Here is a 25,187-nt window from a genome sequence, read left to right as displayed (position 1 = left end):
GGGCGACCCGCGCGGCTGGTCGCGTCAGAGCCCCGCGGCGCTCTGCAGGTCGGCGACACGGTCGAGCGCCTCCCAGGTGAAGTCCGGCAGCTCGCGCCCGAAGTGCCCGTAGGCGGCGGTCTGCGCGTAGATGGGGCGGAGCAGGTCCAGCTGCTCGACGATGGCCGCGGGACGCAGGTCGAAGGTCTCGCGGATGGCGCGCACGATGCGCTCCTCGGGCACGTGCGCCGTGCCGAACGTCTCGACGTAGAGCCCCACGGGCGCGGCCTTGCCGATCGCGTACGCGACCTGCACCTCGAGCCGGTCGGCGAGGCCCGCGGCGACCGCGTTCTTCGCGACCCAGCGCATGGCGTACGCGGCGCTGCGGTCGACCTTCGACGGGTCCTTGCCGCTGAACGCGCCGCCGCCGTGTCGGCTGAAGCCGCCGTACGTGTCGACGATGATCTTGCGGCCGGTGAGCCCGGCGTCGCCCTTCGGCCCGCCGATCTCGAACTTGCCGGTGGGGTTGATGAGCATCGTCGCCTCGCGCGAGTCGAGCTCGATGCCGATCTCCGCCGCCTGCGCGAGCACCGGGCGGATGACGTGCTCCTCGACCTCGCGGCGGAGGTCGTCCTGGGAGACCTGCGGCCCGTGCTGCGTGGACAGCACGACCGTGTCGACCGTGCGCGGCACGAGCCCGTCGTAGCCGATGGTGACCTGCGTCTTGCCGTCCGGCCGGAGGTACGACAGCTCGCCCGAGTGGCGGACGGCTGCGAGGCGCTCGGCGAGCCGGTGCGCGAGGTAGATGGGGAGCGGCAGGAACACGGGGGTGTCGCGCGACGCGTAGCCGAACATGAGGCCCTGGTCGCCCGCGCCCTGGAGGTCGTGCGCGTCGGTGGACGCAGTCCCCGACCGCGACTCGTACGAGCGGTCGACGCCCTGCGCGATGTCGGGCGACTGCGCGCCGATGGAGACCGTGACGCCGCAGTTGCTGCCGTCGAACCCGACCTCGGACGAGTCGTAGCCGATGTCCCGGATGCGGTCGCGGACGATCTGCGGGATGTCCACGTAGCCGGACGTGGTGACCTCGCCGGCGACGTGCACGAGGCCCGTGGTGACGAGCGTCTCGACGGCGGCGCGGCTCGACGGGTCCTGCGCCAGGAGCGCGTCGAGGATGCTGTCCGAGATCTGGTCGCAGATCTTGTCGGGGTGGCCCTCGGTGACGGACTCGGAGGTGAACAGGCGCAGGTCGGTCACAGAGGCCTCCAGGGGATCGCGTGGCGCCCGCCCATCGCTGCCGCGGAGTCGTTACCGCGGAGTCGGCAGACCCACTACGTCGAGAATTCGATGGGCCACCTGCTCCTTGGAGCCGGAGGCCTCGGCCAGTGTATCGCCGGACCTCCCGAGCACCGTGATCGCGTTGCCCTCTGTGGCGAACCCCTCGGACCACCCCACCCTGTTGAGGACGAGCAGGTCACAGCCCTTCCGGGCGAGCTTCGCGCGGCCGATGCGCACCAGCTCCGCCGGGTCCTCCTCGGTCTCCGCCGCGAAGCCGACGACCACGCGACGCGAGCCGTCCGCGCGCGGCACGGCGGCGTCCGCCGCGAGCCGCTGGAGCACGTCCGGGTTCCGCACGAGCTCGACGGAGAGCGACTCCCCCGCCTCGTCCTTCTTGATCTTGCCCTCCGACACCCGGACGGGCCGGTAGTCGGCGACGGCCGCGGCCATGATGACGACGTCGGCGTCGTCCGCCTCGCGGACCATGGCGTCGGAGAGCTCGAGCGCGGTCGACACGGGCACGACGCGGACGCCGGCGGGCGCTGTCACCTCGAGGTGCGCGGCGACGAGCACGACGTCGGCGCCGCGGTCGCGCGCGGCCGTCGCGAGGGCGACGCCCTGGCGGCCGGACGAGCGGTTGCCGAGGAAGCGCACGGGGTCCAGCGGCTCGCGCGTGCCGCCGGCCGAGACGAGGACGCGGCGGCCCTCGAGGTCGCGTCCGCCCGGGCGGACGGCGGCGAGGGCCGCGGCGATGACGTCCTCCACCTCGGCCATGCGGCCGGGCCCGGAGTCGGTGCCGGTGAGCCGTCCCGAGGTGGGGCCGACGAGGGTCGCGCCGCGGGAGCGCAGGAGGACCGCGTTGGCCTGGGTGGCCGGGTGCTGCCACATCTCGGTGTGCATCGCGGGCGCGACGACGAGGGGCGCGCGGCTGGCGAGGATCGTGGTGCCGAGCAGGTCGTCCGAGAGGCCGAGGGCCATGGACGCGAGCGTGTGCGCGGTGGCCGGGGCGACGACGATGAGGTCGGCCTTCTGGCCGAGCGCCACGTGGCGGACCTCGGAGACCCCGTCGTAGAGGTCGCTCGTGACGGGGTTGCGGCTCACGGCCTCCAGCGTGGGCTTCCCGACGAAGCGGAGCGCGGCCTCGGTGGGCACGACGTGCACGTCGTGGCCGAGGAGCACGAGGCCCCGGACCACGCCGACGGCCTTGTACGCCGCGATGCCGCCCGTGATGCCCACGACGACCATCACGCGGCGGCGCTCCGGGGCTCGGGGGCCGGGAGGGCGTGCGGGGTGCGGTCGGCGCGGGGCATCCGGGACGGCGGGCGGCTAGGAGGCCGCGGGCTCCACGATGGGCGTGGCGACGAGCTTGTCCTCGTTGATCTCGTGCATGGCGACCGAGAGGGGCTTGTCGTCGATGGTGGAGTCGACGAGCGGTCCGACGTTGTCGAACAGGCTGCCCTCGTGGAGGTCGGCGTAGTAGTCGTTGATCTGGCGGGCCCGCTTGGAGGCGAAGATCACGAGCGCGTACTTCGAGTCGACCTTCGAGAGGAGCTCGTCGATGGGCGGGTCGATGATGCCCTGGGTCTTGTCAACCATGGATGTGCCGCTTCCTCATTGCATGGAAGAAGGCCGCACGGGTCCGTGTCATGGACCGACGGCCTTCCTGGATTTCATCAAGTCTACGACCTCGCGCGCCGCCTCCGCGACATCGCGGTTGACGACGAGGTGGTCGAACTCGTCCTGGGCGGCCAGCTCGACCTTCGCGGTGTCGAGCCGACGCTGCTGCTCCTCGGGCCCCTCGGTGCCGCGGCCGACCAGTCGGCGCACCAGCTCCTCCCAGGTGGGCGGCAGCAGGAACACCAGCCTGGCCTCCGGCATGGCGGCCTTCACCTGGCGGGCGCCCTGGATGTCGATCTCCAGCAGCACGCTCCGGCCCTCGGCCAGCGCCACGTCGATGGGCGCGCGCGGCGTGCCGTAGCGGTGCGCGTTGTGCACGGTGGCCCACTCGAGGAGCTCGCCGTGCTCGACCATGCGGTCGAACTCCGCGTCGGACACGAAGTAGTAGTTGACGCCCTCGACCTCGCCGGGACGCGGCGCGCGCGTGGTGGCGGAGACGGAGAGGAGCACGTCGGGCTCGTTCTCGCGGATGAAGGTGGATACGGTGCCCTTGCCGACGGCCGTGGGGCCGGCGAGCACGACGAGGCGGCTCGGCTCCACGATCTGCTTCGCGGCCTGCCACTCCTCGAGGAAGCGCGTGAGGCGCACGCGCTGGTGCACGCCGAGGCCGCCGAGGCGCTTGGCCGTGGAGATGCCGAGCTCGCCGAGGATCCGCTCGAGCTTGGTGGGGCCGATGTTCGGGATGCTCGTGAGGAACTCGGTGACGCGGAGGGTGGCCTCGGCGCGGCGGGCGGGATCCGCGGACGCGTCGAGCACGCCGAGCGGGGTGCGCTCCCCCGTGACGATGTCGTGCTTCACCTCGGCGCGGGCCCGGCGCGCGGCGACCGCGGCCTGGGAGGCGGCGACGCGGTCGACCTCGGGTGGTTCGGGCCTCATGGGAGCGCCTCTCTGAGTCGTCCGGCGTGGTCGGTGACGGCCTCCGCGACACGCCGTGGCCCTGCCGCGAGGATACTCCGCGAGGCGCTCGCGACCACAACGCCGGCGGCCGGGCCGAACAGCTTCCGGACATCGGCGAGCAGCGCGCCCTGGTGGCCGAACCCGGGCGCGAGGATCGGCGTGCGGGTCAGGCGCGCCAGGTCGAGGCCGGCGTCGGCCGCGTCGACGGTCGCGCCGATGACGAGGCCGAACGCGCCGGGCTCGGCCGCGGGATCGTCGAGCGACCCGTTGGCGGCGACGGCGGCGTCCTGGATCGCGCGGGCGACCGTGCGGTGGGCGGACGCGGATCCGCCGCCGGGGAGCAGCGCGCGCTGGAGCCCGCGCGCCTCGGGGTTCGAGGTGGCGGCGAGGACGAAGACGCCCGCGCCCCACGCGTCGGCAGCGGTGCGCACGCCGTCGAGGGATCCGACGCCCGTGTAGGCCGTGAGGGTCACGGCGTCGGCGCGCAGCGGGCTGTCGGGCGCGAGCCACGCGGCGCCGTACGCGTCGACCGTGGAGCCGATGTCGCCGCGCTTGGCATCCGCGATCACGAGGAGGCCCGCGTCGCGCGCGGCCTCGAGCACGCGCTCCAGCGCCACGTACCCGGCGGATCCGTGGCGCTCGAAGAACGCGACCTGCGGCTTGACGATCCCCGCGCGCCCGGCCGTCGCGTCGACCACGCGCAGGCCGAACTCCTCGAGGCCGCGTGCGTCGTCGGCGAGGCCCCACGCGTCGAGCAGCGACCGGTGCGGGTCGATGCCCACGCAGAGCTGCCCGTGCTCGCGGAACGCCCGCGCGAGGCGCGCGCCGAACGGCGGGACGGCCGGAGCCGCCCCGCCGTCGGCGGTCGTCACCTGCGGGCCTCGCGGGCGATCGCGTAGTCCTGCAGGCTCGTGACGTCGAACCCGGCGCGGATGGCGTCGAACGACGCGACCGCGGCCGTGAGCTGCGCGATGGTCGTGAACAGCGGCTTGTCCGCCGCCACGGCCGCGGCGCGGATCTCGTAGCCGTCCGCGCGGGCGGTGCGGCCCGACGGGGTGTTGATGACCACGTCGACCTCGTCGCGGTTGATGAGGTCCACGATCGACGGCGAGTCCCCCGCGGCCGGCGTCTCGCTGTACTTGCGGACGACGCGCGCCTGGATCCCGTTGCGGCTGAGGATCTCCGCCGTGCCCTCGGTGGCGAGCACCTCGAAGCCCAGCTGCTGGAGGCGCAGCACCGGCAGCACGATCGAGCGCTTGTCACGGTCGGCGACCGAGACGAACACCGTGCCCGAGAGCGGGAGGCCGCCGAACGCCGCCTCCTGGCTCTTGGCGAACGCGCGCGGGAAGTCGCGGTCGATGCCCATGACCTCGCCCGTGGAGCGCATCTCCGGGCCGAGCACGGAGTCGACGATGAGGCCGTCCTTCGTGCGGAACCGCTTGAAGGGCAGCACGGCCTCCTTCACGGCGACGGGCGAGTCCATCGGCACGTCGGATCCGTCGCGCTCGGGCAGCAGCCCGGAGGCCTTGAGCTCGGCGATGGAGGTGCCGACCATGACGAGCGACGCGGCCTTCGCGAGCGGGATCCCGAGCGCCTTGGAGACGAAGGGCACCGTGCGGCTGGCGCGCGGGTTCGCCTCGAGGACGTAGAGCACGCCCGCGCCGATCGCGAACTGCACGTTGAGGAGGCCGCGCACGCCCACGCCCTCGGCGATGGCGCGCGTGGCGTCGACGACCTGCTGGATCTGGCCGCGGCCGAGGGTCACGGGCGGGAGGGTGCAGCTCGAGTCGCCCGAGTGGATCCCGGCCTCCTCGATGTGCTCCATGACGCCGCCGACGTACAGCTCGGTGCCGTCGTAGATGGCGTCGATGTCGATCTCGATGGCGTCGTCGAGGAACCGGTCGATGAGGAGGGGCTTGCCCTCGCCGATGATCCCCTGGTCGGCCATGCGCAGGAAGTAGTCGTGCAGCGTGGCGGTGTCGAAGACGATCTCCATGCCGCGGCCGCCGAGCACGTAGCTCGGGCGGACGAGCACGGGGTAGCCGATCTCCTCCGCGACGACCACGGCCTCGTCGATCGCGGTGGCCGTGCCGTTGCGCGGCGCCACGAGGCCCGCGGCGTCGAGGATGCCGGAGAACAGGCCGCGCTCCTCCGCCAGGTCGATGGCCGACGGGCTCGTGCCGAGGATCGGGACGCCCGCGGCCTCGAGGCCCTTCGCGAGCCCGAGCGCGGTCTGGCCGCCGAGCTGCACGACGACGCCGACGAGCTCGCCGGCCTGCTGCTCCGCGTGCACGATCTCGAGCACGTCCTCGAGCGTGAGCGGCTCGAAGTAGAGCCGGTCGCTCGTGTCGTAGTCGGTGGAGACCGTCTCCGGGTTGCAGTTGATCATGATCGTCTCGAACCCGGCGTCGGACAGCGCGAAGGACGCGTGCACGCACGAGTAGTCGAACTCGATGCCCTGGCCGATGCGGTTCGGGCCCGAGCCCAGGATGATCACCTTGCGGCGGTCGGACGCCACGATCTCGGTCTCGGAGTCGTAGCTGGAGTAGTGGTACGGCGTGAGCGCGGGGAACTCGCCCGCGCACGTGTCGACCGTCTTGAACACGGGCCGGATGTCGGCCGCGTGGCGCGCGTCGCGCACCTCCTGCTCGCTCAACCCGCGGATCTCGGCGATCTGCGCGTCCGAGAAGCCGTGGTCCTTGGCCTCGCGGAGCGTCTCCGCATCGAGCGACCCCGCGTCGCGCACGGCGTCCGCGACCTCGTTGATGAGCACGATCTGGTCGATGAACCAGGGGTCGATCTTCGTGGCGTCGAAGACCTGCTCCGCCGTGGCGCCCGCGCGGAGGGCCTGCTGCACCGTGACGATGCGGCCGTCGGTGGGCGTGCGGCCCACCTCGAGCAGCTCGTCGACCGAGCGGGTCTCGGGGCCCCAGTGGAACGAGGATCCGCGCTTCTCGAGCGAGCGCAGCGCCTTCTGCAGCGCGGTCGAGTAGTTGCGGCCGATGGCCATGGCCTCGCCGACCGACTTCATGGTGGTGGTGAGCTCGGCGTCGGCGGCCGGGAACTTCTCGAACGCGAACCGCGGCACCTTCACGACCACGTAGTCGAGCGTGGGCTCGAAGCTCGCGGGCGTGACCTTGGTGATGTCGTTGGGGATCTCGTCGAGCCGGTAGCCGATGGCGAGCTTCGCGGCGATCTTCGCGATGGGGAAGCCCGTCGCCTTCGACGCGAGCGCGCTCGAGCGGGAGACGCGCGGGTTCATCTCGATGACGATGAGGCGGCCGTCCGCGGGATCGACCGCGAACTGGATGTTGCAGCCGCCGGTGTCGACGCCCACGCGGCGGATGATGTCGATGCCGATGTCGCGCATGTGCTGGTACTCGCGGTCGGTGAGCGTGAGGGCGGGCGCGACCGTGATGGAGTCGCCCGTGTGCACGCCGACCGGGTCGACGTTCTCGATGGAGCAGACGACGACCGTGTTGTCGGCCGTGTCGCGCATGAGCTCCAGCTCGTACTCCTTCCAGCCGAGGATCGACTCCTCGAGGAGCACCTCGGTGGTGGGGCTCGACTGCAGTCCGTCGGCGACCATGCGCTCGAGCTCCTGGCGCGTGTGCGCGAAGCCGGAGCCGAGGCCGCCCATGGTGAAGGACGGGCGGATCACGAGCGGGTAGCCGAGGTCCTCGGCGAACTCCACGGCCTGCTCGAGCGTCTTCGCGACGTGCGAGCGGGCGACGTCGGCGCCGGACTCGATCACGAGGTCCTTGAAGAGCTGGCGGTCCTCGCCCTTCTGGATGGCCTCGACCTTCGCGCCGATGAGCTCCACGCCGTGCTTGGCGAGGATGCCGAGCTCGTCGAGGCGGATGGCCGCATTGAGCGCGGTCTGGCCGCCGAGGGTGGGGAGCACCGCGTCCGGCTTCTCCTTGATGATGATCTTCTCGAGCACCTCGCTCGTGATCGGCTCGATGTAGGTCGCGTCGGCGAAGCCCGGGTCGGTCATGATCGTGGCGGGGTTCGAGTTCACGAGGATGACGCGCACGCCCTCCTCGCGGAGCACGCGGCAGGCCTGCGTGCCCGAGTAGTCGAACTCGGCGGCCTGGCCGATGACGATCGGCCCGGAGCCGATGACGAGGACGCTGTTGATGTCGTCGCGCTTGGGCATTACACGGTCTCCTGGGGGGTCGCGGCGGATGCGGGGGCGTCGCCCGCGGCGTGGATCAGCTCGATGAACCGGTCGAAGAGGTACGACGAGTCGTGCGGGCCTGCGGCCGCCTCCGGGTGGTACTGCACCGAGAAGGCGGGGATGTCGAGGCAGTTGAGCCCCTCGACCACCTGGTCGTTGAGCGAGACGTGGCTGACCTCGGCGCGGCCGAAGCCGGCCGGGCTCTCGACGGGGCCGTCGAGCGGCGCCGAGACCGCGAAGCCGTGGTTCTGGCTCGTGATCTCGACGCGGCCGGTCCGGCGGTCGAGCACGGGCTGGTTGATCCCGCGGTGCCCGAACGGCAGCTTGTAGGTGTCGAAGCCGAGGGCGCGGCCGAGGAGCTGGTTGCCGAAGCAGATCCCGAAGAACGGGATGCCCTTGCGCAGCACGTCCTGCAGCAGCTCCACGTGGTACTGCGACGCCTCGGGGTCGCCGGGGCCGTTCGAGTAGAAGACCGCGGTGGGGGCGAGCTCGGCGAGCTGCTCGGTGGTGATGCTCTGCGGCACCACGTGCACGTCGAGCCCGCGGGCGGCGAGGTGCTTCACCGTCGCGGTCTTGATGCCGAGGTCGAGCACGGCGACGGAGCCGATGCGCTCGCCCACGGCGGGGATCGTGTACGTCTCCTGCGTGGAGACCTCGGCGGAGAGGTTGCGGCCCGCCATGTCGGGCGCCTGCCGCACCTGCGCGAGCTGCTCCTCGTCGCCGAGCGCGAAGGCCTCGCCGGAGAAGACGCCGGCGCGCATGGCGCCCTCGTCGCGGATCCGGCGGGTGACGGCGCGCGTGTCGATGCCGGAGATGCCGACGACGCCCTGGGCGACGAGGTCGTCCTCCAGGGTGCGCTGCCCGCGGAAGTTCGAGACCACGCGGGAGGGGTCGCGGACGACGTAGCCGGCGACCCAGATGCGGCGGGACTCCATGTCGTCGTCGTTCATGCCGGTGTTGCCGATGTGCGGCGCGGTCTGGAGCACGATCTGGCCCGCGTAGGACGGGTCGGTGATCGTCTCCTGGTAGCCGGTCATGCCGGTCGCGAAGACGGCCTCGCCGAGCGTGGTGCCACGGGCGCCGTACGCGCGTCCGACGTACCTCCGTCCGTCCTCGAGTACCAGGACCGCCGGTTCGTGTCGGGCCATGTCGGTCACTTCCCTTCGTTGTCGTCGTCGTGCGCGGGGCGGGGGATGCGGTGGAGGGCGTCGACGAGCGCGGTCTTCTCGCGCGGGTCGATCACCCGGAGGTACGTGTCGACCTCGACGCCGGCGGCCTCGTCGAGGAGCCAGGTGACGGCCACGAGGCCGCCCTCCTCCACGACGCGGTCGATCGCGTAGGTCGCGAGGCCGGATCCGGTGATCCGGTCGGCCGGCACGAGCACCGGGCGCTCGCCGTCGATCGCGAGCACCAGGCCGGCCGGGTGGATCCGGGCGGCCGCGCGTCCCCGGAACCCGAGGGGCGCGACCGTGAGCCGGTCGAGCGGCTGGCCGGCCGTGGTCGTGGCGACGTAGAGCACGTCGACCTCGAGGTCGGGCGCACCGAGGTCCTCGGGCGGCCGCGGCGGCTCGGGCAGGGCGCGCTGGCGACGGCGGCGCGCGCGCCAGCCGAGCACCATGAGCGCGAGCAGCAGGAGGAGGAGCGCGATCACGGTGAGCGCGGGTCCGGTGCGGTCGCTCATGCGCGTCCCGCCGCGGCGTCGGCCGCCGCCTCGCGCGCGTCGGCGTCGGCCCGGTCGCGGAGGACCGCGGCGCGCGCGACGGTCTCGCGGTCGACGAGGGCGCCGTCGAGCACCGTCGGGTAGCCGCGGTGGAACGTGGCGACCACGCGACCCGGCAGCGTCATCTCGAGGTACGGCGAGTTGCCGCTCAGGCCGCCGAGGTCGTCGCGCCCGAAGACGCGCGAGGCCGCGGGGTCGTACAGCGTGATGTCCGCCGGGGCACCCGCCTCGAGGACGTGCCCGTGCTCGGCGAGGCGGCCGATGCGCGCGGGCGCGTGCGACATGACCCGGGCGACGCCCTGCCAGTCGAGGAGCCCGGTGTCGACCATCGCGAGCTGGACCACCGAGAGCGCCGACTCGAGGCCGACCATGCCGAACGCGGCCGCGTCCCACTCGCAGTCCTTGGCCTCGGTCGGGTGCGGCGCGTGGTCGGTCGCGACGACGTCGATCGTGCCGTCGGCGAGCGCCTGGCGGAGCGCCTCGACGTCCGCGCGGCGGCGGAGCGGCGGGTTCACCTTGTAGCGCGCGTCGTAGCCGGCGACCAGGTCCTCGGTGAGGAGCAGGTGGTGCGGCGTGACCTCGGCGGTGACGTCGACCCCGCGGGCCTTGGCCCAGCGGATCACGTCGACCGAGCCCGCGGTGGAGACGTGGCAGACGTGCAGGCGGGATCCCACGTGCTCGGCGAGCAGCACGTCGCGCGCGATGATCGACTCCTCCGCGACCGCGGGCCAGCCCGTGATGCCGAGCTCGCCCGACAGCTCGCCCTCGTTCATGGTCGCGCCCTCCGTGAGGCGCGGATCCTGCGCGTGCTGCGCGATGACGCCGTCGAAGGCCTTCACGTACTCGAGCGCGCGGCGCATGAGCAGCGGGTCGGAGACGCACTTCCCGTCGTCGGAGAAGACGCGGACGGCCGCGCGGCTGGACGCCATGGCGCCGATCTCCGCCATCGACTCCCCCGCGAGCCCGACCGACACGGCGCCGATGGGGCGGACGGTGGCGTAGCCGGCCGCGTCGCCGAGGGCCTTGACCTGCTCGACCACGCCCGCCGTGTCCTGCACGGGCATCGTGTTCGCCATCGCGAAGACCGCGGTGAAGCCGCCGAGGGCCGCGGCGCACGATCCCGTGAGCACGGTCTCGCTCTGCTCGTAGCCCGGCTCGCGGAGGTGCACGTGCAGGTCGACGAGGCCGGGCAGCGCGACCAGGCCGTCCGCGTCGAGGACACGCGCGCCCGCGGGGGCGTCGAGGTCGGCGCCGATCGCCCGGATGCGCCCGTCGGCGACGAGGATGTCGGCGCGCTCGCCGGAGGGCAGGGTGGCGCCGCGGATCAGGTGCGCGTCGTCCAGGGTCATCGTGTCCTGGGTCATCTCGTTCTGGGTCATCGGTCGGCCTTCCCGTCGCCGGAGAGCAGGAGGTAGAGGACGGCCATGCGCACCGAGACGCCGTTGGCGACCTGCTCGCGCACCGTGGACCTCTCCGAGTCGGCGGCGGCGGCGGATATCTCGAGCCCGCGGTTCATGGGCCCCGGGTGCATGACGATCGTATCGGGCCCGAGGAGCGCGAGCCGCGCGTCGTCGAGGCCCCAGATGCGCGCGTACTCGCGCGGGTTCGGGAAGAAGGCGGCCCGCATGCGCTCGGCCTGGATCCGCAGCATCATCACGGCGTCGGGCTTCCCCTCGCGGAGCGCCGCGTCGAGGTCGTAGCGCACGGTGACGGGCCAGGATCCGACGCCCACCGGCACGAGCGTGGGCGGCGCGACGAGCGTGACCTCCGCTCCGAGCGTCGTGAGCAGCCACGCGTTCGAACGGGCGACGCGGCTGTGGAGCACGTCGCCGACGATGACGACGCGCGTGCCGTCGAGGCCCTTCCCGCGCGCGGCCGATCCGTGCAGCCGGCGGCGGATCGTGAACGCGTCGAGCAGCGCCTGCGTGGGGTGCTCGTGCGTGCCGTCGCCCGCGTTGACGATGCCCGCGTCGATCCAGCCGCTGCCGGCGAGCGTGTGCGGTGCGCCCGAGGACGGGTGGCGGACGACCACGCCGTCGGCGCCCATCGCCTGCAGCGTCTGCGCGGTGTCCTTGAGGCTCTCGCCCTTCGAGACGCTCGACCCCTTGGCGCTGAAGTTGATGACGTCGGCCGAGAGGCGCTTGGCGGCGGCCTCGAACGAGATGCGCGTGCGGGTCGAGTCCTCGAAGAAGAGGTTGACGACCGTGCGCCCGCGGAGCGCGGGGGTCTTCTTGATCTCGCGGGTGCCGACGTCGGCCATGTCCTCGGCGACGTCGAGGATGTGGACCGCCTCGTCGCGGGAGAGGTCGCGGGTGGAGAGGAGGTGCCTCATGCGCGGGCCTCGCCCTCGGCCGAGGCGGGTGCGTCGTCGGGGCCGGCGATCGTGACGGCGTCCTCGCCGTCGATCTCGTCGAGCCGCACGAAGATGCGCTCGGCCAGGCTCGACGGCAGGTTCTTGCCCACGAAGTCGGCTCGGATGGGGAGCTCGCGGTGCCCGCGGTCGACCAGCGCGGCGAGGCGCACGGCCGTGGGCCGGCCGAGGTCGCCGATCGCGTCGAGGGCGGCGCGCACGGTGCGGCCGGAGAAGAGCACGTCGTCCACCAGCACGACCGTGCGGCCGTCGACGCCGCCGACGGGCAGTCGCGTGGGGGCGGGAGCCCGGGTGGGGTTCCGCTGCAGGTCGTCGCGGTACATCGTCACGTCGAGCGAGCCGACCAGGTCGGCGGGGGCATCGGGCTCGAGGCGGGCGATGATCCGGCCGATGCGCTCGGCGAGGACGGTGCCGCGGGTCGGGATGCCGAGGAGCAGCAGGCCGGCGGGGCCGCGGTTCGACTCGAGGATCTCGTGGGCGATGCGCGTGAGCGCACGGGTGATGTCAGAGGGCTGCAGCACGACGCGCTGAGGCAATCCGACCTCCTTCCCCGCCTCTCGGGACGGATGTTAAAGGTGGTCTGTTCCGCCGGTCACTCTAGCGGGTGTCCCCCGAGCGCGGGGTCCGGAGCGCAGCCCGCGCGTGTCCTCAGCCGTCGGAGGCGTCGAGCACCGCGCGGATGCGCCCGAGCACGGCGGCGTCCTGCAGGCTCGTGGCGTCGCCGAGGGTCCGCCCCTCCACGAGGTCGGCGAGCAGCCGCCGCATGATCTTCCCCGAGCGCGTCTTCGGCACGTCCGGCACGACGACGACGCGGCGGGGCTTGGCGACCGGGCCGATCGCACGGGCCACGTGCGCGGTGAGGAGCGGCTCCAGCTCCGCGGCGAGCGCGTGCCAGCCCGCCGCGTCGTCGTCCGCCGGGCGGTCGTCGCCGGGCGGCACGACGAACGCGACGACGCGCTGCCCCGTGAGCTCGTCGGCGACTCCCGTGACCCCGGCCTCGCCGACGCGCGGGTGCGCGACGAGCGCCGACTCGATCTCGATGGTGGAGAGCCGGTGGCCGGACACGTTCACGACCTCGTCGATCCGGCCCTGCAGCGCGACGTCGCCGTCCTCGTCCCGGCGCGCGCCGTCGCCCGCGAGGAACCAGCCCCGCTCGGCGAATCGCTCCCAGTAGGCGCGGCGGTAGCGGTCCGGGTCGCCCCACACGGTGCGGGCCATGCCGGGCCACGGGCGCTGGATCACGAGGAGGCCGCCCTCGCCGTCCGCGGCGGGCTCGCCGTCGTCGTCGACCACGTCCACCCGGAACCCGGGCAGGGCGCGGCCGGCGGCGCCGGGCTTGAGGGTCGCGACGCCGGGCAGCGGCGCGATGACCGCCGCTCCCGTCTCGGACTGCCACCACGTGTCGACGACGGGCGCCCGCCCGCCGCCGATCTCCCGGTGGAACCAGCGCCACGCGGCGGGGTTGATCGCCTCCCCCACGGATCCCAGCAGCCGGATGCTCGAGAGGTCGTGCGCCTCCCGCACGCCGTCGGGGTGCCAGCTCATGAGCGAGCGGATCAGCGTGGGCGCCGTGTAGTACGTCGTCACCCCGTACCGCTCGATGATCTCGAGGTGCCGCCCGCGGTGGGGCGTGTCGGGCGTGCCCTCGTAGATCACCTGGGTCAGGCCGTTGGACAGCGGACCGTAGATCTCGTAGGTGTGCGCGGTGACCCAGGCGAGGTCGGCGGTGCACCAGTGCACGTCGTCGGGCTTCGCGTCGAAGTGCGCCCAGTGCGCCCAGGACGCGTGGGTCAGGTACCCGCCGGAGGTGTGCACGAGGCCCTTGGGGCGTCCCGTCGTGCCGGACGTGTAGATGATGAAGAGCGGGTGCTCGGCGTCGAAGGCCCGCGGCTCGTGGACCGGCGACGCGGATCCGACGGCGTCGTGCCACCACACGTCGCGTCCCGGGGTCCAGGGCACGTCCTGCCCGGTGCGGCGGACGACGAGCACGTGCTCGATCGACGCGATGCCCGCGACGGCCTCGTCGGCCTGCGGCTTCGTCTCGACGGCGGTGCCGCGGCGGTTCTGCCCGTCGCTCGTGATGAGCAGCTTCGCGCCCGTGTCCTCCACCCGGAAGCGCAGCGCCTCCGCGGAGAAGCCGCCGAACACCAGCGAGTGCACGGCGCCGATGCGGGCGACCGCCAGCGTCGCCACGATCGTCTCGACCAGCACGGGCAGGTAGATCACCACGCGGTCACCTGGCCCCACGCCGAGGTCCGTGAGCGCGTTGGCGGCGCGGGACACCTCGTCCTGGAGGTCGCGGTACGTGACCGCGCGCCGGTCCCCCGGCTCGCCCTCGAAGTGCAGCGCGACCTTCTCCCCGCGCCCCGCGGCGACGTGCCGGTCGACGCAGTTCGCCGCGACGTTGAGGCAGCCGCCCGCGAACCACGTGGCCGCGGGCACCTGCGGGGTGCCGTCGGCGGCGACCGGCGGGATCCACGTGTGCGCGGTCTCCCACGGCGTCTCCCAGTCGAGGCGGCGGGCGGCCTCCTCCCAGAAGGCGACCGGATCCGCGTCGGCTCGCGCGAACGCCTCCGCCTTGACGTTCGCCGCCGCCGCGAGATGCGCCGGCGGCGGGAAGAGCGCCTGCCCGACGGTCGCGTCGGCGTCCTCATCGGGGGCGGCGGTCTCGGCCTGCTCGGTGCGCGGGGAGGTCATGCGCCGACGCTACGTGCGGCGCCGCCTCGATCCGGAACCGGGATGTCACGCGACGACACGGAAGCCCGGCGTCAGCCCCAGCGGCGCACGAGGACGCGCTCGACGAGGCCCACCACGGCGTCGGTGACGGCGCCGAGCACGGCGAGCAGCACGATCGCGAGCAGCACCCGGTCGACGCGTCCGTTCGAGGACGACTCCGTGAGCAGGAAGCCGAGCCCCATCGAGGCGGCGAGCAGCTCCGCGGCCACGAGGAACAGCCACGACTGCGCGAGCGCGAGCCGGAGCCCGGAGACGACCGCCGGCAGCGCGGCGGGGAGCTGCACGGTCACCAGCAGCGGGATCCGCGTCAGCCCGAACGCGCGCCCCGCCTCCACGAGGTGCGGGTCCACGTGCCGGAGCGCCCCCGCGACGGTCGTGTACACGGGGAACATCGCGCCGATGGCCACGAGGGTGACCTTGGAGTCCTCGTTGATCCCCATCCAGAGCAGGAGCAGCGGCACCCACGCGAGCGACGGCACCGTGCGGAAGGCGCCCGCGGTGGGCGCGAGGAGGAGCCGGCCCACGCGCGACAGGCCGACCACCGCGCCGAGCACGAGGCCCACGGTCGCGCCGAGCGCGAAGCCGAGCAGCACGCGCTGCAGGGAGATGGCGACGTACGGGCCGAGGATCCCCTGCTCGGCGAGCTGGACGCCCGCGCGCACCACGTCGAGCGGCGCGGGTAGCAGGTGGGCGGGCACGGCACCCGTCGCGGTGACGACGGCCCACAGCCCGACGACGACGGCCGGCACCACCAGGCCGACGGCCGTGCGAGTCAGCGCGGCGCGGGCGGAGCGGGCGCCGTCCCGCCGGCGGTCGTCCGGGCGGGCGTCGCGCGTCGCACCGGCGTCGCGGGCGACGGGCGTCCGGTCGACGGCGGTCATCCGGCGGTCCCGGGAGCGGCTGCGGGATCCGCGGCCTCGGCGAACCGCGGCTCGAACAGCTCGTCGAGCGCGTCGTCGACCTTCCCCTGGTCGGTCACGTCGCCCGAGTCCACGAGGATCGGGCCGACGCGCTCGAGGACGGTGCGCTGCGCGTCGCCGGGCACCGGATCCACGGCCAGGTTCGTGCGGTCGATCACGGAGGTGGCGACCCCGGGGTCGATCGCCGCGGCCCGCGCGAGGATCGCCGCCGTCTCGTCCGGGTGCGCGACGGCCCACGCGCGCGCCTGCTCGTACGCGTCGACGACGGCTTGCGCGAGATCGGGCGACGCGTCGAGGAACGACTGCGTCGCGTTCAGGAACCCGTAGGTCGCGAAGTCGACGTTCCGGTACAGCAGCGTGGATCCCGCCTGCGCCTCGCTCGCGGCCATCAGCGGGTCGAGCCCGGCCCACGCGTCGACCGCGCCGTTCTCGAGCGCCGCGCGGCCGTCGGCGTGCTGGAGGTTCTGGATGGTGACGTCGGAGGCGGGGATGCCCGCCTGATCCAGCGTCTGCAGGAGGAAGAAGTACGGGTCGGTGCCCTTCGTGGCGGCGATGTCGGCGCCGCGGAGCTCGTCGACGCTCGTGATGGGCGAGCCCTTCGGCACGACGATCGCCGTCCACTCGGGCTGGGAGTACACGTCGATGGTGCGGATGGGCGAGCCGTTGGCGCGGGCGAGCAGCGCGGCGGAGCCCGCGGTGGAGCCCACGTCGACGGCGCCCGCCCGCAGCAGCTCGTTGGCCTTGTTCGAGCCCGCGGACTGCACCCAGTCGACCTCGACGTCGGATCCGAGGCGCGCCTCGAGGAGGCCCTGGTCCTTCACGATGAGGCTGAGCGGGTTGTAGGTCGCCCAGTCGACCGTGAGCGTGTCGGCGCTCCAGCCGCCCGCGGCGGCCGGGGCGGGAGCGACGGAGGAGCCCTCGCCCGCGGCGCAGCCGGCGAGGAGCAGGACGGCGGCGGTCGCGAGCGCGAGGGCGGATCGGCGGGGCAGGAGTCGGGTCACGGGGTCCTCGGTGCGGTGTCGGGTGCGGTGGTCGAGCGGGGCCGGCGGATGCGGCGGATCAGCCGCCGCGGTGGCCCGGCACGCCGAGCCCCTCGAGCAGCTCCGCGCGGAGGGCCGCGAGGGTGGCGTCGCCGCGGTCGCGCGGGCGGGCGCCCGGCACGTCGAGCACGCGGCGCACGGTCGCGCCCGGCGCGGCGCCGGGCGCGGGATCGGGCCCCAGCAGCACCACGCGGTCGGCGAGGTGCAGCGCCTCGTCCACGTCGTGGGTGACGAGCAGGACGGTCGTGGGGATCGCGGCGTGCACGTCGAGGAGGAGGTCCTGCATCCGCAGCCGGGTGAGGGCGTCGAGCGCGCCGAACGGCTCGTCGAGCACGAGCACGCGGGGTCGGCGGGCGAGCGCGCGGGCGAGCGACGCGCGCTGGGCCATGCCGCCGGAGACCTGGCGCGGACGGAGGTCGGCCGCCTCGGCGAGGCCCGTGAGCTCCAGCAGGTCGCGCACCCGGGCGTCGCCCTCGGCGCGCGGCACGTCGCGCGGGAGGCCGAGCCGCACGTTGGCGCGGAGCGTGCGCCAGGGCAGCAGCCGGGGCTCCTGGAACGCGGCCGCCGAGCGCTGGTCGACGTCGCGCACGGGCGTCCCGTCGATGCGGAGGGACCCCGCGTCGGGCCGGTCGAGCCCGCTCACCTGGCGGAGGAGCGTCGACTTGCCGCAGCCGGAGGGCCCGAGGACCGCGACGACGTCGCCGGCCGCGAGGTCGAGGTCGACGTCGCGCAGCACGACGCGCGTGCTCCGTCCGCCGTCGACCGGGAACGACCGGCCTACCCCGCGGAGCTCGACGGCGCCGGCCGAGCCGGGTTCGGGATCCGCGCCGGCGTCGGCGCGGGCGCGGGCGGGCGTCGCGGGAGCGCGGTGCGAGGCGGTGGCGGTCGCGGGCATGACCCGACGCTAGGTCGGCGCGTGCCGACCCGCCTCGTCCCCCGTCACACGCCGTCGCGAGGCGACACGCGGCGTAACGGAGGTGGCGAGAACGGGCCCGACGTGCCGGGGATCAGGCCTGCGCGGCCGCGATCCGGGCGAGCATGCCGTTCACGAACGACGCCGACTCGTCCGTCGAGAGCGACGACGCGAGGTCGACGCTCTCCGAGATCGCGACGCCGTTCGGCACGTCCGCGTTGAAGAGGATCTCCCAGATGCCGATGCGCAGGATCGCGCGGTCCACGGCGGGCATGCGGGCGAGGGTCCAGTTCACCGAGTACGTCTCGATGAGCTCGTCGATCTCGTCCTGGTGCGCGACGAACCCCTCGGCGATCTCGCGGGCGTACTGCCACGAGGCCTGCCGGTCGGGCTCGGCCGCGGCGCGCTGCTGCTCGACCGCGAGGGTGGCGGGGATGCTCTCCCCGCGGATGTCGGCGACGTAGAGGACATCGAGGGCGCGCTTGCGCGCCTTGGTGCGTGCGCTCACGGGGTCAGTCGGTGACGCGGCCGAGGTAGTCGCCCGTGCGGGTGTCGACCTTGACGCGCGTGCCCTGCTCGAGGAAGAGCGGGACCTGGATCTGGTGCCCGGTCTCGACCGTCGCGGGCTTGGTGCCGCCCGTCGAGCGGTCGCCCTGCAGGCCCGGCTCCGTGTACGTGATGGTGAGCACGACCGACGCGGGCAGCTCGACGTAGAGCCCCTCGCCGTTGTGCAGCGCCACGGTCACGTCCTGGTTTTCCAGCATGAAGTTCTTCGCGTCGCCGACCTGCGCCGCGGACAGCGTGATCTGGTCGTAGTCGCTCGTGTCCATGAACACGAAGTTCTCGCCGTCGGCGTAGAGGTACTGGAAGTCGCGGCGGTCGACCGTCTCGGTCTCGATCTTCGCGCCCGCGTTGAACGTGCGGTCGACGACCTTGCCGGTCATCACGTTCTTGACCTTGGTGCGCACGAAGGCGCCGCCCTTGCCCGGCTTCACGTGCTGGAACTCGATGACGGTCCACAGCTGGCCGTCCATGTTGAGGACGATGCCGTTCTTGATGTCAGCGGTAGAGGCCATGCGGGGAGGGTCCTTGCCTGTTCGACGAGCGGGATGCGGCGTGCGAGCGGCCGCGCGGAGGATCCGTCATCCGCGGCCCGACGGGGCGCATGCGGGGATCCGAGGGATCAGCCTAACGGGTGGCGGTCACGACGTGCGCGAGGGCGAGGAGGTAGGAGCCCTGCCCGAGACCCGCGATGACGCCCGTCGCGACGGGCGAGATGACGCTGGTGTGCCGGAACTCCTCGCGCGCATGCGGGTTCGAGAGGTGCACCTCCAGCAGGAGGATCCCCGCCTTCGTGACGAGCGCGGCGGCGTCGCGGAGCGCGTACGAGTAGTGCGTGAACGCGGCGGGGTTCAGGATCACGGGGCTCGCGGTGTCGACGGCCTCGTGCAGCCAGCCGATGAGGGTCGCCTCGTCGTCGGTCTGGCGGAGGTCGATCTCCACGTCGGCGGGCGCGAAGGCGACGAGCTCGCGCCGCAGGTCCTCCAGCGATCCGGTGCCGTAGACGTCGGGCTCGCGGCTGCCGAGCCGTCCGAGGTTGGGGCCGTTGAGGACGAGCACGCGTGACATGCGCCCAGCCTAGGGCGCGGGTCGGGTGGGATCGGCCGGCCGGTGCGCGCGGGGCGCATGCTCAGCCGACGCTCTGGCCGCCGTCGGAGCGGATGCGCTGGCCGTTGATCCAGCCGCCCTCGGCCGACACGAGGAAGCACACGAGCGCCGCGGCGTCGCGGGGCTCGGCCAGCCGGCCGCGCGGCGTCGTCTCGCGGAGGCTCTCGCGGATCTCGTCCGTGAACCAGCCCGTGTCCGTCGGACCGGGGTCCACGAGGTTCGCGGTGATGCGCACGTCCTCGAGCTCGCGCGCCGCCGCGATGACGATGCGGTCGAGCGCGGCCTTGCTCGCGCCGTACGCGACCTCCCCCACGACGGCGTCGGAGGTGAGCGCCACGATGCGGCCGGCGCCGGGGACGGCCCGGTACCGGCGCGCGAACCCCTGGATCAGCTGCAGCGATGCCCGCACGTTCACCGCGAGGTGGCGCTCGAGGCTCTCGACGCTCGTGTCGAGCAGCGCGCTGTCGACGGACTCCGCGTGGCTCAGCACGAGCGACGTGATGGGCCCGAGCTCCCGCTCGACCTCGCCGAGGATCCGCTCGGCCGCGTCCACGTCCACGAGGTCGGCCTCGACGGCGTGGGCCCGGCCGCCCGCGCGCTCGACGGCCTCCGCGACGCGCGCGGGGTCCTCGGGCCGGCGGCCCCACGGCATCCGCGCGTCGTAGTCGGACCAGTAGGTGAAGGCGACGTCCCAGCCGCCGAGGGCCAGGTCCTCCGCGATCGCCGCGCCGATGCCGGACACACGGCCGACGCCCGTGACGAGGGCGACGGGCCGGGGCGCGTCCGGATGCGCGGGGTCGGTCACGACCCGATCTCCTGGTACGCCGCGAACAGCAGCGCCTCCTCGGGTCCGTTGAGCACGCTCGCGCGGCCGACGCCGTCGAGCACGATGAAGCGCATCATGTCGCCGCGCGCCTTCTTGTCGCGCTTCATGCTCGCGACGAGCGTGGGCCAGCGGCCGACGGGGTAGCTCGTGGGCAGGTCGAGCGAGTCGAGGATGCGGCGGTGCCGGTCGACCGCCTCGTCGGAGAGCGACCGGGTGAGGCGCGACAGCTCGGCCGCGAACACCATGCCCACCGCGACGGCCGCGCCGTGCCGCCAGCGGTACCGCTCGGCGTGCTCGATGGCGTGGCCGAGCGTGTGCCCGTAGTTGAGGATCTCGCGGCGGCCCTTCTCGGTGAAGTCCTCCCCCACGACCTCCGCCTTCATGGCGATGGCGAGCTCGACGACGCGGCGGAACTCCGGTGCCGTGGGATCGGTGACGCGCGCCACGTCCCGCTCGATGATGTCCAGGATCTCGGGCACGGCGATGAACCCGGCCTTCACGATCTCCGCGAAGCCCGTGACGAGCTCGTTGCGCGGCAGCGTCGCCAGCAGGTCGAGGTCGACGACCACCGCGGTCGGCGCGTAGAAGGCGCCGACGAGGTTCTTGCCCTCGGAGGTGTTGATGCCCGTCTTGCCGCCCACGGCCGCGTCGACCATGGCGAGCACGGTCGTCGGGATCTGGATGAGCATCACGCCGCGCAGCCACGTGGCCGCGACGAAGCCGCCGAGGTCGGTCGTGGCACCGCCGCCGAGCGTGATGACGGCGTCCGAACGCGTGAAGTCGGTGGTGCCCATGATCTTCCAGCAGAACGCCGCGACCTCGACGCGCTTGGCGCCCTCGGCGTCCGGCACCTCGGCGAGGTACACCTCGACGTCGCCCTGCAGGCGCTCCCGGAGCCGCGACGCCTCCTCGGCGAGGGCCGGCGCGTGCACGATGAGCACCTTGCGGACGCGCGGGCCGAGCAGCGCGCCGACGCCCGGGATCAGGCCGCGGCCGACGGTGACGTCGTAGCCGGGCGTGCCGGAGACGCGGATGACGGTGGGCGCGTCGGGCTCGACGGCGGCGGTCTCGTGCGCGGCGGCGTCGGTGGGGGCGGTGTCGGTGGGGTGTGGGTCGGTCATGGCTGCCTCTCCCGGGCGAAGCGCTCGATCTCGCGGGCGATGCGCGCGAGCGGGCGGTCGGAGGTGTCGATGGTCAGGTCGGCGAGCGAGCGGTAGAGCTCCTCGCGGTCGGCGACGATGCGGCGCCAGCTCTCGACGCCGTCCACGAGGGGGCGGTCGTCGCCGCGGATGCGGGCGCGGACGGCGTGCTCGCTCACGGTGAGGAGCACGACGTCGCACGCCGCGAGGTCGGCGCGGGTCGCCGGATCGAGCACGGCTCCCCCGCCGAGCGAGACGACGCCGCCGGCCGCGAGGGCGCGTGCGACCTCCTCGCGCTCGAGCTCGCGGAAGCGCGGCTCGCCGTGCTCGCGGAAGATGTCGGCGATGGACCCGTGCGCGTCCACGAGGGCGCGGTCGGTGTCCGTGAACGGCACGCCCATCGCGCGCGCGACCCGGCGGCCCACCGTGGTCTTGCCCGCGCCGGGCGCGCCGATCAGGACGACCGGCACGCTCAGGCCTCGGGCGGGGCGGCGTCGGCCTCGTCGACGAGGTCGGCGCCGGAGCGGCGGCCCTCGGGGATCGCGTCGAGGTAGCCGCGCAGGTTCCGCCGCGTCTCGCCGACGGAGTCGCCGCCGAACTTCTCGAGCACGGCGTTCGCGAGCGTGAGGGCGACCATCGCCTCGGCGACGACGCCGGACGCGGGGACCGCGCACACGTCGGAGCGCTGGTGGTTCGCGGGCGCGGCGCCGCCCGTCGCGGTGTCGACGGTGCGGAGCGCGCGCGGCACGGTCGCGATGGGCTTCATGCCGGCGCGGACGCGGAGGACCGTGCCCGTCGACATGCCGCCCTCGGTGCCGCCGGCGCGGTCGGTGGACCGGCCGATGCCCGCGGCCGTGGAGAAGAGCTCGTCGTGCGCCTCGGATCCGCGGCGCGTGGTGGTGAGGAAGCCGTCGCCGACCTCCACGCCCTTGATGGCCTGGATGCCCATGAGCGCGCCCGCGAGCTGCGAGTCGAGCCGGCGGTCCCAGTGCACGTGCGAGCCGAGGCCCGGCGGCAGGTCGTACGCGAGGACCTCGACGACGCCGCCGACCGTGTCGCCGCTCGCCTTCGTGTCGTCGACCTCGGCGACCATGCGGGCGCTCGTCTCGGGGTGGAAGCAGCGCAGCGGGTCCGCGTCGAGCGCGTCAACGTCGGCGGGCGTCGGCAGCGGCGCGCCCTCGGGCACGCGCACGGGGCCGATCGCGAGGGTGTGGCTGACGAGGGTGATGCCGAGCTCGGCGAGGAACGCGCGGGCCACGGCACCGAGGGCGACGCGCGCGGCCGTCTCGCGGGCGCTCGCGCGCTCGAGCACGGGACGCGCCTCGTCGAAGTCGTACTTCTGCATGCCCACGAGGTCGGCGTGGCCCGGGCGGGGGCGCGTGAGGGCCGCGGCGCGCGCGCCCTGCAGCTTCTCGGGATCCACCGGCTCCGGGCTCATGACGTCGACCCACTTGGGCCACTCCGTGTTGCCGATGCGCACCGCGATGGGGCTGCCGAGCGTCCGCCCGTGCACGACGCCGGTCGAGAGGTGCAGCTCGTCCTGCTCGAACGCCATGCGCGCGCCGCGGCCGTAGCCGAGCTTGCGACGGGCGAGGTCGGCGCGGATGCCGTCGAGGCTGACGGGCACGCCCGCGGGCAGGCCCTCCAGGACGGCGATGAGTTCGGGGCCGTGGGATTCCCCGGCGGTGAGCCAACGCAGCATGGCCCCATCCTCCCACAGCGGTCGGCGGCGCTCCCCCGGATCGGGGCGGCGTCAGGCGCCGGTCCAGGGCCTCCGCGGATCCCGGCCGACGCTCGCGAGCATCGCCTCCAGCACGCGCGGTTCGTCCGGCAGCGCGAGCCCGGCGTCGCCGTGGACGAACAGCCGCACCTGCCCGAGCGCCTGGTGCACGAGCATGTCGATCCCCGGCACCACGCGTCCCCCCGCCCGCTCCCACCCGGAGGCGATGCCGGTCGGCCACGGCGCGTAGGTGACGTCGAGGAGCGCGGCCGCGTCGGGCAGGCGGTCCGGGAGGGGGACGGCCGCGGCGGCGTCGCCCGGAAGGGTGCAGACGGTCGTGTCGGCGTCGCGCAGCGCGGCCGGCGCGTCGTCGAGGGACGCCGCCTCCAGCGTGATCCCGAGCTCGTCCGCGAGGGGCACGAGCTCCCGCACCTGCTCCGGCCGCCGAGCGGCCACGATCACGTGGCGCGCGCCCATGCGGCCGAGCGCGACGACGGCGGAGCGCGCCGTGGATCCGGCGCCCAGCACGACCGCGCGCCGCGACCGCTCGACACCCGCCGCCGCCAGCGCGCGGACGATGCCCGCGACGTCCGTGTTCGCGCCGCGCCGCCGGATCCCGCCCGCTCCGTCGCGCTCGAGGAGCAGCGTGTTCGCGGCGCCCGCGAGGCGGGTCGTCTCGTCCACGGCGTCGAGGAGCGGCAGCACGTCGCGCTTCAGCGGCATCGTGAGCGACAGGCCGCGCCAGCCGTCGCCGAGCCCGGCGACGAACGCCGGGAGCCCCGCGCCGGTGCACTCCGCGGCCTCGTAGGACCAATCGAGCCCGAGGACCCCGTACGCCGCGCGGTGCAGGCGCGGCGAGAGCGAGTGCCCGATGGGGCTGCCGAGGACCGCCAGCCGCACGGCCGGCGTCCGCGGATCAGCCATTGCCCGGGTTGTCCTTCATGAACTGCTGCCACTGCGCGACGGCCTTGAGGTGCTCCTCGTACGTCTGGGAGAACACCGTGTCGCCCGTGATGGTGTTGACCGTGACGAAGTACAGCCACGGTCCCTGCTCGGGCGCGATCGCCGCCTTGATCGCGAGGTCGCCGGGGTTGGAGATGGGCCCGACGGGGAGCCCGGGGTGCAGGTAGGTGTTGTACGGGTTGTCGTCGGCGCGCTCGGCGTCGGTGGTCGTGACGCGGCCGACGGACTGCGCCCCGTACGCGACGGTGGCGTCCGACTGGAGCGCCATGCCGATCCCGATGCGGTTCTGGAAGACGCGGGACACCTTGTAGAAGTCGCCCTCGAAGCGCGCCTCCTTCTGGATCAGCGCGGCCAGCGTGAGCACCCGATGGCGGTCCGCGGGCGCGACCCCCGCCTTGTCGAGCGCCGCGAACGTCCGGGAGACCATGGCCTTCACCATGTCCGCCGCCGTCGTGCCGGGCGGGAAGTCGTAGGTGGCCGGGAAGAGGTAGCCCTCGATGCTCGGAGCCTCGGCCGGGATCCCCAGCGCCGCCCGGTCGGCGGCGGCCGCCTCCAGGTCGGCGACGGGCGTGCCCGTCCCCTCGGCGACGAGCTCGAACGCCTGCGCCGCGGTCTGCCCCTCGGGGATCGTGACCTTGGCCTGCACCTGGCTCGTCGGATCCTGCAGCATCTCGAGCGCGGAGGCCGCGCTCATCTGCTTCCGCAGCGTGTACGTGCCGGGCTGGAACACGATCTCGCTGCCCGAGCGGACGACGGCCTGGTAGAAGGCCTTCGACGTCTTCACCACGCCCTGCGAGGCGAGCGTGTCCCCGATGGTGCTGCCGGTGTCGCCGGTCTTGACGACCACCTGCACCTCACCGGATCCGTCGCCGTCGTAGTCGGAGGGCTCGGCCTGGGTGAGCAGCGCCGAGACGACGGGGCCGAACAGCGAGGTCGCGATCACGGCGGCGCCGCCGAACAGCACGACCAGGAGGACCACGACGTAGGGCCACTTCGGGTGGCGCCGCTTCGGCTTCGGCGCGGACCGCGGTGCGGCCGGCGGACGGGGCGTGCGGCCGCCACGGCGGGAGGCGGGGTCGACCGGCGCGGGAGCCGGGCGCGGGACGCGGACGGGCGCGCCCGACGTGCCGCGGTCCGGTGCTGCCGCGGCTGCGGCGATG

General features: G+C 73.8%; 24 protein-coding genes. All 24 read right to left on the bottom strand.

The genetic code is table 11. The features are described from left to right. Positions 1-24: 24 nt before the first annotated feature. A complete protein-coding gene (gene metK, locus AWH51_RS09080) occupies positions 25-1,236 on the bottom strand; it encodes a methionine adenosyltransferase (protein WP_063071761.1) in 1,212 nt (403 codons plus the stop codon). A 51-nt stretch (positions 1,237-1,287) separates the two neighbouring features. Beyond that, positions 1,288-2,505, bottom strand: coding sequence for a bifunctional phosphopantothenoylcysteine decarboxylase/phosphopantothenate--cysteine ligase CoaBC (gene coaBC, locus AWH51_RS09075; protein ID WP_081235016.1), 1,218 nt, complete (start codon positions 2,503-2,505; stop codon positions 1,288-1,290). Positions 2,506-2,583: 78 nt separating this feature from the next. Then, positions 2,584-2,853, bottom strand: a complete 270-nt coding sequence (gene rpoZ, locus AWH51_RS09070) for a DNA-directed RNA polymerase subunit omega (RefSeq protein WP_012038467.1) — start codon at positions 2,851-2,853, stop codon at positions 2,584-2,586. Between the two features lie 48 nt (positions 2,854-2,901). Then, positions 2,902-3,810, bottom strand: a complete 909-nt coding sequence (gene gmk / locus AWH51_RS09065; RefSeq protein ID WP_063071759.1) for a guanylate kinase — start codon at positions 3,808-3,810, stop codon at positions 2,902-2,904. Continuing rightward, positions 3,807-4,703 carry an orotidine-5'-phosphate decarboxylase gene (pyrF, locus tag AWH51_RS09060; protein ID WP_081235014.1) on the bottom strand — a complete coding sequence of 299 codons (897 nt, stop codon included), beginning with the start codon at positions 4,701-4,703 and terminating at the stop codon, positions 3,807-3,809. Before pyrF ends, gmk begins: the two co-directional genes overlap by 4 nt. Next, positions 4,700-7,990: a carbamoyl-phosphate synthase large subunit gene (gene carB / locus AWH51_RS09055; protein WP_063071758.1), complete on the bottom strand. Its 3,291-nt coding sequence runs from the start codon at positions 7,988-7,990 to the stop codon at positions 4,700-4,702. Before carB ends, pyrF begins: the two co-directional genes overlap by 4 nt. After that, entirely contained in the window at positions 7,990-9,159 is a 1,170-nt protein-coding gene (gene carA, locus AWH51_RS09050) for a glutamine-hydrolyzing carbamoyl-phosphate synthase small subunit (RefSeq protein ID WP_063071935.1), read from the bottom strand. The genes carB and carA overlap by 1 nt, the downstream gene beginning before the upstream one ends. Positions 9,160-9,164: 5 nt before the next feature. Then, the gene (locus AWH51_RS09045) at positions 9,165-9,692 is read right to left on the bottom strand and encodes a hypothetical protein (protein ID WP_063071757.1); all 528 of its coding nucleotides are present in this window, start codon (positions 9,690-9,692) and stop codon (positions 9,165-9,167) included. After that, complete coding sequence (locus AWH51_RS09040; protein WP_063071934.1) at positions 9,689-11,080, bottom strand: dihydroorotase; 1,392 nt, start codon at positions 11,078-11,080, stop codon at positions 9,689-9,691. The genes AWH51_RS09045 and AWH51_RS09040 overlap by 4 nt, the downstream gene beginning before the upstream one ends. A gap of 26 nt (positions 11,081-11,106) precedes the next feature. Then, positions 11,107-12,063 (bottom strand): aspartate carbamoyltransferase catalytic subunit, encoded by a 957-nt coding sequence (locus AWH51_RS09035; protein WP_063071756.1) that lies wholly within the window; start codon positions 12,061-12,063, stop codon positions 11,107-11,109. Continuing rightward, positions 12,060-12,638, bottom strand: a complete 579-nt coding sequence (pyrR, locus tag AWH51_RS09030; RefSeq protein ID WP_063071755.1) for a bifunctional pyr operon transcriptional regulator/uracil phosphoribosyltransferase PyrR — start codon at positions 12,636-12,638, stop codon at positions 12,060-12,062. Before pyrR ends, AWH51_RS09035 begins: the two co-directional genes overlap by 4 nt. A gap of 112 nt (positions 12,639-12,750) precedes the next feature. Continuing rightward, positions 12,751-14,799 (bottom strand): acetate--CoA ligase, encoded by a 2,049-nt coding sequence (gene acs / locus AWH51_RS09025; protein WP_063071754.1) that lies wholly within the window; start codon positions 14,797-14,799, stop codon positions 12,751-12,753. A 71-nt stretch (positions 14,800-14,870) separates the two neighbouring features. Continuing rightward, the gene (locus tag AWH51_RS09020; RefSeq protein WP_063071753.1) at positions 14,871-15,719 is read right to left on the bottom strand and encodes an ABC transporter permease; all 849 of its coding nucleotides are present in this window, start codon (positions 15,717-15,719) and stop codon (positions 14,871-14,873) included. Beyond that, positions 15,716-16,759 carry an aliphatic sulfonate ABC transporter substrate-binding protein gene (locus tag AWH51_RS09015; protein WP_063071752.1) on the bottom strand — a complete coding sequence of 348 codons (1,044 nt, stop codon included), beginning with the start codon at positions 16,757-16,759 and terminating at the stop codon, positions 15,716-15,718. Before AWH51_RS09015 ends, AWH51_RS09020 begins: the two co-directional genes overlap by 4 nt. Positions 16,760-16,817: 58 nt before the next feature. Next, positions 16,818-17,693, bottom strand: coding sequence for an ABC transporter ATP-binding protein (locus AWH51_RS09010; RefSeq protein ID WP_063071751.1), 876 nt, complete (start codon positions 17,691-17,693; stop codon positions 16,818-16,820). Positions 17,694-17,805: 112 nt separating this feature from the next. Then, the gene (nusB, locus tag AWH51_RS09005) at positions 17,806-18,219 is read right to left on the bottom strand and encodes a transcription antitermination factor NusB (RefSeq protein ID WP_063071750.1); all 414 of its coding nucleotides are present in this window, start codon (positions 18,217-18,219) and stop codon (positions 17,806-17,808) included. A gap of 4 nt (positions 18,220-18,223) precedes the next feature. Continuing rightward, the gene (gene efp, locus AWH51_RS09000) at positions 18,224-18,787 is read right to left on the bottom strand and encodes an elongation factor P (RefSeq protein WP_063071749.1); all 564 of its coding nucleotides are present in this window, start codon (positions 18,785-18,787) and stop codon (positions 18,224-18,226) included. Between the two features lie 112 nt (positions 18,788-18,899). Beyond that, complete coding sequence (locus AWH51_RS08995) at positions 18,900-19,340, bottom strand: type II 3-dehydroquinate dehydratase (RefSeq protein ID WP_063071748.1); 441 nt, start codon at positions 19,338-19,340, stop codon at positions 18,900-18,902. Positions 19,341-19,401: 61 nt separating this feature from the next. Then, positions 19,402-20,184, bottom strand: coding sequence for an SDR family oxidoreductase (locus tag AWH51_RS08990; RefSeq protein WP_063071747.1), 783 nt, complete (start codon positions 20,182-20,184; stop codon positions 19,402-19,404). Beyond that, complete coding sequence (gene aroB, locus AWH51_RS08985; protein WP_254654529.1) at positions 20,181-21,326, bottom strand: 3-dehydroquinate synthase; 1,146 nt, start codon at positions 21,324-21,326, stop codon at positions 20,181-20,183. Before aroB ends, AWH51_RS08990 begins: the two co-directional genes overlap by 4 nt. After that, the gene (locus tag AWH51_RS08980; RefSeq protein ID WP_063071746.1) at positions 21,323-21,814 is read right to left on the bottom strand and encodes a shikimate kinase; all 492 of its coding nucleotides are present in this window, start codon (positions 21,812-21,814) and stop codon (positions 21,323-21,325) included. The genes aroB and AWH51_RS08980 overlap by 4 nt, the downstream gene beginning before the upstream one ends. A 2-nt stretch (positions 21,815-21,816) precedes the next feature. Then, complete coding sequence (gene aroC, locus AWH51_RS08975) at positions 21,817-23,046, bottom strand: chorismate synthase (RefSeq protein WP_063071745.1); 1,230 nt, start codon at positions 23,044-23,046, stop codon at positions 21,817-21,819. A gap of 51 nt (positions 23,047-23,097) precedes the next feature. Beyond that, positions 23,098-23,988 carry a shikimate dehydrogenase gene (locus tag AWH51_RS08970; protein ID WP_063071744.1) on the bottom strand — a complete coding sequence of 297 codons (891 nt, stop codon included), beginning with the start codon at positions 23,986-23,988 and terminating at the stop codon, positions 23,098-23,100. After that, on the bottom strand, positions 23,981-25,187 hold a 1,207-nt coding region (gene mltG, locus AWH51_RS08965), incomplete at its 5' end, for an endolytic transglycosylase MltG (RefSeq protein WP_414146350.1). The genes AWH51_RS08970 and mltG, both read right to left, overlap by 8 nt.

It is taken from the genome of Clavibacter tessellarius (assembly GCF_001618005.1).
Taxonomy (GTDB): Bacteria; Actinomycetota; Actinomycetes; order Actinomycetales; family Microbacteriaceae; genus Clavibacter; species Clavibacter tessellarius_A.
This window is presented reverse-complemented; position numbering and strand designations above follow the sequence as displayed.